9 protein-coding genes and 1 pseudogene are annotated in these 10115 nt (G+C 71.0%); 8 read left to right on the top strand and 2 right to left on the bottom strand.

The features are described from left to right. Positions 1–43: 43 nt before the first annotated feature. From hxsC4 to E8A74_RS53540, 7 genes are all read left to right on the top strand, one after another. Entirely contained in the window at positions 44–1081 is a 1038-nt protein-coding gene (gene hxsC4 / locus E8A74_RS47460; RefSeq protein WP_136935801.1) for a radical SAM protein HxsC4, read from the top strand. Between the two features lie 135 nt (positions 1082–1216). After that, positions 1217–2095 carry a sensor histidine kinase gene (locus E8A74_RS47465; protein WP_170229926.1) on the top strand — a complete coding sequence of 293 codons (879 nt, stop codon included), beginning with the start codon at positions 1217–1219 and terminating at the stop codon, positions 2093–2095. A gap of 52 nt (positions 2096–2147) precedes the next feature. Continuing rightward, complete coding sequence (locus E8A74_RS47470; protein WP_136935803.1) at positions 2148–3914, top strand: serine/threonine-protein kinase; 1767 nt, start codon at positions 2148–2150, stop codon at positions 3912–3914. After that, complete coding sequence (locus E8A74_RS47475; RefSeq protein WP_136935804.1) at positions 3886–4917, top strand: tetratricopeptide repeat protein; 1032 nt, start codon at positions 3886–3888, stop codon at positions 4915–4917. The genes E8A74_RS47470 and E8A74_RS47475 overlap by 29 nt, the downstream gene beginning before the upstream one ends. A 37-nt stretch (positions 4918–4954) precedes the next feature. Beyond that, complete coding sequence (locus E8A74_RS47480; protein WP_136935805.1) at positions 4955–6082, top strand: acyl-CoA dehydrogenase family protein; 1128 nt, start codon at positions 4955–4957, stop codon at positions 6080–6082. Then, a complete protein-coding gene (locus E8A74_RS47485) occupies positions 6079–6834 on the top strand; it encodes an AgmX/PglI C-terminal domain-containing protein (protein WP_232380061.1) in 756 nt (251 codons plus the stop codon). Before E8A74_RS47480 ends, E8A74_RS47485 begins: the two co-directional genes overlap by 4 nt. 71 nt (positions 6835–6905) lie before the next feature. Continuing rightward, entirely contained in the window at positions 6906–7070 is a 165-nt protein-coding gene (locus E8A74_RS53540; RefSeq protein WP_170229927.1) for a hypothetical protein, read from the top strand. Positions 7071–7113: 43 nt separating this feature from the next. Here the strand turns inward: E8A74_RS53540 and E8A74_RS47490 are convergent, their stop codons facing one another. Together E8A74_RS47490 and E8A74_RS47495 are read right to left on the bottom strand one after the other, a co-directional pair. Continuing rightward, positions 7114–8250, bottom strand: a complete 1137-nt coding sequence (locus E8A74_RS47490) for an acyl-CoA dehydrogenase family protein (protein ID WP_136935806.1) — start codon at positions 8248–8250, stop codon at positions 7114–7116. A gap of 10 nt (positions 8251–8260) precedes the next feature. Continuing rightward, positions 8261–9739 (bottom strand): hypothetical protein, encoded by a 1479-nt coding sequence (locus E8A74_RS47495; RefSeq protein WP_136935807.1) that lies wholly within the window; start codon positions 9737–9739, stop codon positions 8261–8263. A gap of 157 nt (positions 9740–9896) precedes the next feature. Between E8A74_RS47495 and E8A74_RS54410 the strand changes: the two are divergent. Beyond that, positions 9897–10115, top strand: a pseudogene (locus E8A74_RS54410) (hypothetical protein); the annotation flags it as partial.

The raw sequence follows: 10115 nt of genomic DNA on the forward strand, positions 1-10115 counted from the left end.
TGACACACGCCACGCGCTGGAAGACGCTTTTCCCGAGGCCGACTTGTCCGACGGAGCCAACGCTGCCGAGCCGACCATCGCCGAGCGGCTCACCACCCGCGAGGAGCGCATCCACGTCTCCATCGGCGCCGTCTGCAACAACAACTGCATCTTCTGCATGGAGGAAGATCGCGACGGCCGCTACGTGAACAACTCGGCGATGACCACCGATCGCGTGCGGTGGATCCTCGAGCAGAACCAGGGCTCCGAGGAAGTCTGCTTCACCTCGGGTGAACCCACGACGCGCCCCGAGCTGCCCGACCTCGTGTCGATGGCCAAGGGCCTCGGCTACCGCAAGATCAGCGTGATGACGAACGGCCGGCGCCTCTCGCACCTGCCCTACGCCGCGCTGCTCGCGAAGGCCGGGATGAACCGGTTCTACATCTCGATCCACGGCCACACGAAGAAGCTCCACGAGGGCCTCACCCGCACCCCCGACAGCTTCGAGCAGACCGTCGCCGGCCTCGCCTCGATCACGAAGCTCAAGCGCTTCGGCGTCGAGCTGCACACCTCGACGGTGCTCACGGACCGGAACCTCCCGCACATGCTCGACATCTACCGCTTCCTGCGGCAGTGCGGCGTCGATCAGGTCGTCTTCAACGTGATGCAGGCGAACGGCCGCGCCGACACGTACTTCGAGCAGATCTTCCCGCGCTACACGGAGATCGCCGACACGTTCCGGCGCTTCCTCGCGGACGTCGGCGAGCCGCGGCCGATGGCGTTCCTCGTGGACATCCCGCTCTGCACGACCGAGGGCGTCGCCGATTTCAACCGCGGCTACGTCGAGCGCTACCGGCACTTCGACCTCGGCGATCAGGCGAACCTCGTCGCGACGCGCGCGCCCGAGCGGGCCGCGGACGGGCGCGGGCGGGGGCTCGTCCTCGTCACACGGCAAGATCTCGACGAGGCCCAGCGGGACAAACGCCAAGCGTGCGGAACGTGCAACTACGGGCCGCAATGCGAGGGTGTCTGGCGCAACTACCTCAAGCGGTACGGCTGGGACGAGTTCGAGCCGATCCTCGGCCCCCCAAACGCTCGGTGATCCCCTGGCCAAACGTGTTACCATCGCCGAGCAGGCATGAGCGACGGCAAGAGCGACGTACGGGGCGGGGTGAGAGCGCAGGGATCCCCTGCTTCGAACGGGCCCCCCCTCCCGCCGGCCCCTCCCCCACGTCCGATGTTCCAGAGCACCCCGAGTGCGGGCCCGCACTCGGGCCCGCACAGCCTGGGCCCGCACAGCCTGGGCCCTTCGAGCGTGATCGTGGGCGGCCGCAAGAGCGACGTGCCGCCGATCCCGCAGGAGCCCGAGGCGCACCGCAAATGGCTCATGGAGGAGCTCGAACGCACACGCGCGCGCCTGCTCCAGGCAGACCGGCTCGCCACGCTCGGCACCATCGCCGCGGGCGTCGGGCACGAGCTCAACAACGTCGCCGCCGTCCTCACCCACACCGCGACCTTCATCCGCATGCGCGCCCAGGCGGGCAAGCCGCCGGAGCCCGAGGACCTCGTGGCCCTCGATCGCGGCGTCGCGCACCTGACCGAGCACGCGCGGAACCTCCTGCATCTCGGCACGCCGAGCCAGGATCGGCAGGAGGTCCTCGACGTGGTGGCCGTCATCTCCGACGTGCTCTCGATGCTCCACGTCTCGGGCCGCACGAAGCGCGTCAGCATCATGACGCACGCGCCGCCGGCGCCCGTGCGTGTGGCCATGAGCCGCACGAAGCTCGAACAGATCTTCGTCAACCTCGTCACGAACGCTGCGGACGCGGTGATCGAGCAGCCGCCGGAGGGGCGGCTCATTCGCATCGAGGTGAGCGAGAACCGCGAGACGGGGCGCGCGGTGTGCCTCGTCGAAGACGCGGGGACGGGCATGTCGCCCGAGATCCTCGCGCGTGTCTTCGAGACCTATTTCACGACGAAACCTTCAGGCAAAGGCACGGGCCTCGGGCTCTCCGTCGTCAAGAGTCTCCTCGAGGCCGTCGGCGGATACATCGAGATCGAGAGCGAGCTCGGCAAGGGAACGGCCGTGCGCTTCGATCTCCCGCTCTGCACGTGAGAGAACGTCCTTGCCGTCCGAGGGCGGTGGGACGCATCATGGGCCCAGGTCCGTGACGTCGATTGCGTCTCCCCATGCCTCGCCGGCGACCGCCGTCGTACCGGGCACCCTCCTCGCTCAGAAGTACCGCGTCGAGCGTGTGCTCGGGCAAGGTGGCATGGGCTACGTGGTCGAGGCCCGGCACGTCGCGCTCGACGAGCGGGTCGCGCTGAAATTCCTCCTGCCCGAATACGCGCAGCACCCCGAGGCGTCCGCGCGTTTCCAGCGCGAGGCGCGCGCCGCCGTGAAGATCAAGAGCGAGCACGTCGCCCGTGTGCTCGACGTGGCCACGCTCGACCATGGCGCGCCGTACATGGTGATGGAGTTCCTCGACGGCCGGGACCTCGCGAGGCAGCTCAAGGACGGCGTCCTCGCGGTGCCCGACGCGATCGACTACGTCCTTCAGGCCTGCGAGGCCATCGCCGAGGCGCACTCGTACGGCATCGTCCACCGCGATCTGAAGCCCGCGAACCTCTTCCTCGCGAGCCGCCGCGACGGATCGCCGCTCGTCAAGCTGCTCGACTTCGGCATCTCGAAGATGCAAGGCGCGCCGGGCGAACACGCGCTGACGCGCACGTCGACCGCGATGGGATCGGCCCTCTACATGTCGCCCGAGCAGATGCAGGAGACACGCGGCGTCGATCACCGCACCGACATCTACTCGCTCGGCATCACGCTCTTCGAGCTCATCGCGGGCACGCAGCCGTTTTACGCGGAGACCTTGCCCCAGCTCTGCGCCGAGGTCCTCACGGGCACGCCGCGCCCGCTCCGCGACTTCCGTCCCGACCTCTCGGCCGACCTCGCCGAGCGGATCGCGCGCGCCTACGAGCGCGACAAGAACCAAAGGTACCAGTCGATCGCCGAGTTCGCCGTCGCGCTCGCGCCCTACGCGCCCTCGCGCTCGCAGAGCACCCTCGACCGCGTCGCGCGCATGGCCGGCCTGCCGCCGCCCGCCGTCGGCGCGCCCGGCGAGTCCCCGCGTTTGCCCTCCCAGCCGACCTTGCCTGCGATGCAGGCGCCGAGCGCACGCGGGATCCCCGAAGGGACCGACGTCCCGAGCACCGTGCCGCTCCCCCCCAACACGGGGCGACGCAACTCGGTCATCAGCTCCACGCTGGCCTCCGCCACGCCGCCCGCGGAGGTCGCCGCGCAGACCGCGCACAAGACGATGCCGCTGCCGGTGCAGATCGCGTCCGCGCCGGAGCTCCCGACGGCGTCCACGACGACCGGGCCGAGCATCCTCACGCTCGGGCAAACCCCGCCGCTCGACGTGATCGAGCCCGATCTGAGCCGCATCGAAGCCGACCTCTACACGGGCCCGCGGAGCGCGCACGCGGCCGCCGCCTTCGCCAGCGCCGCGCGCACGCGGCCGCCCTCGCCCGACGCGGGCCGCTCGTTCCTGTTCGTCGCGCTCGGCCTCGGCGCGCTCATCGGGATCCTCGGCGGCGTGCTCGTGTTCCTGTTCCGATCGAGCGTCGAAGCCTCCTCGACGACGCCGATCGCCGCCGGCGTGCCGGAGGAGGCCCCTGCGATCGCCGCGGCTGCGCTCACAGCTTCGCCGACGTCCACGGCGCCCGCGATCACACCCGAAGCCACGACCCCGCCGAGCGGATCGGCCTCCGCGTCGCCCGCGGCGTCCCCTGCCGCATTGCCGGCGGCAGGCGCCTCCACGAGCGCGCCCGCGACGCCTCCGCCGGGCCCGAAGCCCACGAGCAAGGCCACGGCGGCGCCGTCGAGCACGACGAAGAAAAATGCGAACCCCGCTTTCACGCGCCGCTAGCTCCCCGACGGCCCGCGCCCCTCGGAGGCCCCTCGCCGCCGCGCTCACGCTCGCGGCGGCGATCACGCTGGCTCCGGAGCACGCGGCCGCGCAGGACGGCGACAAGAAAGCCATCGCCGAGGCGGCCTTCGTGCGCGGCCGTGAGCTCATGGACCAGGGCAAACCCGCGGAGGCGTGCCCCAAGTTCGAGGAGAGCGCGCGGCTCGATCCCTCCGTCGGCGCCTTCTTGAACCTGGGGCTCTGCAACGAGCAGCTCGGCCGCACCGCCACGGCGTGGGCGCGGTACAAGGAAGCCGCGACCCTGGCGCACGCCACGGGCGACGCCGATCGCCTGCGGATCGCCGAAGAGTTCGCGGGCAAGCTCGCCCCCAAGCTCTCGCGCCTGCGCATCGACGCGGAGGCGGCCGCGGCGGGCCTCGTGATCAAGCGGAACGGCGAGGTCCTCGGGGCCGCGCTGCTCGGCGACTCCATCCCCGTCGATCCCGGCGAGCACACGATCGAAGCGAGCGCGCCCGGGTTTTCGTCGTGGTCCACGAAGATCGTCGTCGGCAAGGACGCCGACCTGAAGACGGTCTCGGTGCCTGCGCTCGTGGCGGATCCGAACGTGAAGCCCGTCGAGAAGATCGACACGCCCCCCGCCGCATCCGGCACGAACGGCCTGCGCATCGCGGCGTTTGTCGCGGGCGGCTTGGGCGTCGCCGCGCTCGGCGTCGGCGCGGTGTTCGGCGGGCTCGCGTCGAGCGACGTGGGCAAGGCCGATCCGCTCTGTCCTGCAAAGAAGTGCAACGCCGAGGGATTCGCCCTCATCGAAGGCGCGCAGACGAAGGCCCTCGCCTCGACAATCGGCTTCGGCGTGGGCGGCGCGGCGCTCGCCGCGGGCGTCGTCTTGTTTTTCGTCTCGCGCTCCCCGCCGAAGGAGCCTGGCCCCGAGGCGCCTCACGCGTGGCTCGTTCCTTCGTTGGGTTCCCACGGCGGAGGCGCCTCGATCCTGGGCACCTTCTGAGCCCGCACCGGTACAACCACCGTTTCCACGACCTGCCATGGACTTCGACCTCACCGACGAGCAAAAGCGTTTCCAGGAAGCCGCGCGCGCCCTCGCCGCGCGTTCTCTCGCGCCGCGGGCCGCCGAGATCGATCACGACGCGCGCCTGCCCGAAGGACACGCGCGCGCTCTCGGCGACGCGGGCCTGCTCGGCCTCACGATCCCCGCAGAGCACGGCGGATCCGGCGGCGACCTCGTCTCGCTCGCGCTCGTGATCGAGGAGATCGCCGCCGCGTGCGCGAGCTCGGCGGCGATCGTGGGCACGCACGTGGCGCTCGTCTCGCGCACGCTCCTTCGCGCGGGCAGCCCCGCGCAAAAACAGAAGCACCTCGCCCCGCTCGCGCGTGGCGCCTCGCTCGGCGCGGCCGCGATGCCCGATCCCGCGGAGCCCCCTTCCCTCTTCGCCGAGCCCAGCGCCGACGGAGGGTTCGTCCTCGATGGGGAAGCGGGCCCCGTGAACCTCGGCGCCGCAGCAGACGTATTCCTGGTGTTTGCCGCAACGAACCGCGCCGCGAACGATCCCCGCCTCGTCGCGCTCCTCGTCCCGAAGAGCGCCCCCGGGCTGGACCTCGTGTCCGCGGAGACGAGCGTGGGCCGGCGCGCGGCGGGCGCGGCCTTGCTGCGCGCGCGTGGCGTTCGCATCGACGCGGCGGACGTGATCGGCGCGGCGGGCGAGGGACAGGTGATCGCCACGGCGGCGCTCGAAGACGCGCGGATCGCCGTCGCGGCGGAGGCGATCGGCATCGCGCGCGCGGCCTTCGAGAAGGCGGCGGCGCACGTGAAGCGCACGCAGGATCGCGTGAAGACGCCGGGCCTGCTCGGCATGCAGGCGCAGCTCGCGGACATGTCCGTCGAGATCGAGGCCGCGCGCCTGCTCGTGCTACGCGCCGCGCACCTCGCGGATCGCGGCGCGCCTTCGTCGGCCGAGCGATCCATCGGAAAGCTCTTCGCCTCCGAGATGTCGACCCGCGTCGCACACCGAGCCATGGACATCCTCGGCGCGCGCGGCGGAGGCACGAGTGAAGGTCTCGGACGTCATTTCCGCGACGCGCGCACCACAGAGCTCGTCGAGGAGAGCAGCGGAACGCAGCGATCGATCATCGCGCAAACCATGTTGAAGGCATGATGAAGAGCAACGAACGAAGCCTGGGTATTGGTTCTCTTCGGGCCCACATCGCCGCGCTCGCGGCGCTCGCCTCGCTCGCGGGTTGCGGGGGCGAGGTGGCGGTGAACAAGCCGCCGGACACGGGCGGCACGGACGCGTCGGCGAGCGGCGGGAGCGGCGGCGCCGACGTCCAAGCCGAGATCGGCGCGCTCGATCAAGACAAGGTGCAGTCGACGCTGCAACGCACCTCCGACAAACTCAGCGCGTGCTTCCACAACGGCGTGCGCCGCATTCCCTTCATGGGCGGCGAGATCCGCTTCGCCTTGCGGATCGCGCAGGGCGGAACGGCCACCGTCGCGTACCTCAAGGAGTCGACGCTCGGCGATCGCGACACCGAGTCGTGCATGCTGGGCGCGCTGCGCGGCGCGAGCTGGCCTTCGCCCGTGGGTGGAAAGGAAGGCCTCGCCGAGGGCGGCTTCTCCTTCGACCCGAGCGCCGACGAGCGCCCGCCCGTCTCCCTCGACCCGGGCCGCCTGGGCAAGGAGCTGCCCAAGGCCCAACAAGCGCTCGCCACGTGCCGCGCGAGCCAGGGCGCAGGCCCGATCAAGGCGACAATGTACCTCGACACCGACGGCAAGCCCCTCGCCGTGGGCGTGTCGAGCGCCGATCCCAAGGGCGACGCCGCGGCCACGTGTGTCGTCGACGCGCTGCGCGGCATGAGCTTCCCGTCGCCTGGAAGTTACGCAGGCAAGGTGTCCCTCGTCGCGGAGTGAGCCCTCGCCGGCCCCGTGAAGAAGTGTTCGGGCCTGAGACAAGGCGCGCCGAGCCGCGCTAGGATCTCCGCGTGTGGAAGCTCATCCGTGAAGTCCTCGACCTGCTCTGGAAGCTCGTCAAGACGCTCCTCAAGAACAAGCTCCGCGCCATCCTGAAGCGCGTCCTGCTCTACGCGCTCCTCTTCGGGGCCGTGATCGCGGTCGTCGTCTTCATCCTGACGCGGTTCTTCGTCTGACGGACAAACCCCGTGGATGCCCCCACGGGGTGCCTTCCATCCTTCAGCGCGTCGCGCTCCGGGCGATCACGATCCGCTGGATCTCGCTCGTCCCCTCGTAGATGGTCGTCACGCGCGCGTCGCGCAGGTGACGCTCCACCGCGAAGTCGCGCACGTAGCCGTAGCCGCCGTGGATCTGCAGCGCCCGCTGGCAGATCCGGTTCGACGCCTCGCTCGCGTAGAGCTTCGCCATCGCCGCCTCAGCCGAGAACGGACGCCCCTGCTCCTTGAGCCACGCCGCGCGCAGCGTGAGCGCCCGCGCCGCGTCGAGCTCCGTCCGAGAATCGGCGAGCGACCACTGGATCGCCTCGTAGTCGCCGATCGACCGGCCGAACTGCTTGCGCTCACGCGCGTACTGCGTGGCCTCCTCGACCGCCGCCGTCGCGATGCCCACGGCCTGCGACGCGATCCCGATGCGCCCGCCGTCGAGCGCCATCATCGCGATCTTGAAGCCCTCACCCTCGCTGCCGAGCAGCGCGTCCGCCGGCACCTTGCAATCATCGAGCTCGATCGGCACCGTGTTCGACGCGCGCAGCCCCAGTTTGTCCTCGGGCCGGCCGCACCGGAGCCCCGGCGTCCCGCCCTCCACGAGGAACGCCGACAGCCCGCGTGTCCCCGGCCCGCCCGTGCGCGCCCAGACCACGAACACGCCGGCCCACGCGCCGTTCGTGATCCACTGCTTCTGGCCACGCAGCACCCAGCCATCCTCGGTCCGCTCGGCGACCGTGCGCATCGAGCCGGGATCACTGCCCGCCTCCGGCTCGCTCAACGCGAACGACCCGGCCGCGTACTCGCCCGCGCAGATCCGCGGCACGTGTTTCTCGCGCTGCGCCTCCGTGCCGAACCGCGCGATCACCTCCGCGACCATGTTCGTCACGCTCATCGTCACGGCCGTGGAGGCGCACGCGCGCGCGATCTCCATCATCGCCAGCGCGTACGCCACGACGCCCGCCTCGGCCCCGCCGAGCGCCGCGGGCACGTTCACGCCCATCAGGCCAAGCTCGGCGAGCCCGCGCAGGATGTCGCGCGGGATGTCCTTGTCGCGGTCGAGATCGGCCGCGACGGGCCGGATCACCCGCTCGGCATAGTCGCGAGCCGTGCGCTGGACGAGCGCCTCGGTCTCGTTCGGATCGAGGTCCATGGTCAGGCCGTTACTGGCACTTCTGCGTGAAATCGCAAGGATCGCCGCCCTTCGCGGTCACGAAGAGGCTGTACTGCGTGCACGTCCCCGGGGCGCCGAGCTTGCGGGAGACACGCACGAAGTACTTCATGGAGTTGTTGTTGCAGTGCACGGGCTGCGAGCCGTCGTTCGCGCACGGCACCTCGCCCGAAAGGCCGTCCGCCGACTTCCCGTCGACGCACCAGTCGTACGACGTGATCCCCACGGCGCCGCCCGAGGGCGTGTCCGTGCAAGCCTCGCCGCGAATCACGTCGATCACGAACTCGTTGTTCGGCAGCGGGGTCATGAAGTCGATGCTCACGTGGTACGAGTTCGTCGTGAGCTCGTTCGTATCCACCGTGTCGAACGACCACACGTCCACGTCCGCCGCGCCGCCGAGCGTGCCCGTGATCGTGATGCTGCTCCCGTCGGTGTCGCTCACGCTGCCCGCGGGCGTCGCGTTCGCGCAGAGGTCGTTCGGCTCGCCCATCTCGACCGGGCACGTGCATCCATTCGCGATCGGGCCGGGCGGATAGGCCGCCCACCCCACTTCGCAGGGCCCGAGCCCGCACGTGCCTTGGGGCGAGCAGGTCCACGACGCGTGCGGCGGCACCGGGCCCTCCGAGCTGCAGAGCTCGTTCGGCTCGCCCTCGTCGCTCATCCCGTCGCAGTCGTCGTCCTGCGCGTTGCACGTCTCGGCCGCGGGCACCTTCGCCGTGCAGCCTTCGAAGGAGCTCGACGCGCCGTTGCACGCCTCGACGCCCGTGCACGTGCCGTACTGGTTCGAGTTCGAACAGTCCTTCTCGACCCCGTCCCGCTTCTCGTTGCACGGACACGAGAACGGCACGTTGGGCACGCAGAACTTGTGGGCTTGCCCCTGCGGAGGCTTCGTCGGCCCCCCGTCCACGCCGCCGTCGTCGAGCCCGCCATCCCCCGCGTCGCCCGGCGGCCCCGCGTCCTCCGGCGGCCCCGCGTCCGGCATCTCGCCACCTTGCGTCGGCGGATACTTCGCGCCTTCGAGGCACGTGAAGCCGTTCGGGCACTGGCCATCCGTCGTGCAATCCCGCGCGCAGAAGCGATCCCCGGCGGGCGCCTTCAAGCACGCGTCCGAGGGGTTCAGGCATTGCAGCACCGTCGTGCACGGCATGCACTGGCTGCCGAGATCGGGCACGCAGATCGAGTCGCCGTTGATGAGCGCGCAGTACGTCCCCTCGGGGCAGCCGGGCGGACACGGCACGGTGCAGAACTTGTTCGCGCCGACGACCGTACACTCGCCCTGCTCGCAAGGCGTGTCGTCGCTGCACGGGCCGCCGATCTGGCCCGGCGGAATGCCCCCGCCGCCCGCGCCGCCCGCGCCGCCCGCGCCGCCGGTTTGATCGACGTGATTGCCCTGCGCGCACGCCGCGAACAGCGCCGCGACGAACGATCCGATCAAGACGATCCGCCCATGGTAACGGTGCCCCAAGCTCATCGGACGGCGCCTCCTCGACGACACGAACGCCCCGCGCGCGGGCAGCCCAAAATGGCTCTTCCTTCCCGCGCAGAGGCCTTGGCCATGTTAAATGTTTTGCAGACCGGGCGTCAAACGCGTAACTGGGAGTCGTTCGCGGCCCGCGCCGCTCCTCGCCATGCCTCGCGCCTCTGCTCCCAGGCCCTCCGCGTTCGTCCACGGTGCGTCGTGTACGGGCCTCGCCGCCCTCGCCCTCAGCGCGCTCGCGGGTTGCTCGAGCGCAAAAACCGAGGCCGCGCCCGGCCCGAGCCCCGCCGCCGAGGTGATGCCCCCGGCGCCCCCCGCGACCCCGCCCGCCGCCGCCCCCGCGACGGCCGCCGCGCCCACAGCCGCGCCC

Origin of the sequence: Polyangium fumosum (genome assembly GCF_005144585.1) — a bacterium.
GTDB lineage: Bacteria > Myxococcota_A > Polyangia > Polyangiales > Polyangiaceae > Polyangium > Polyangium fumosum.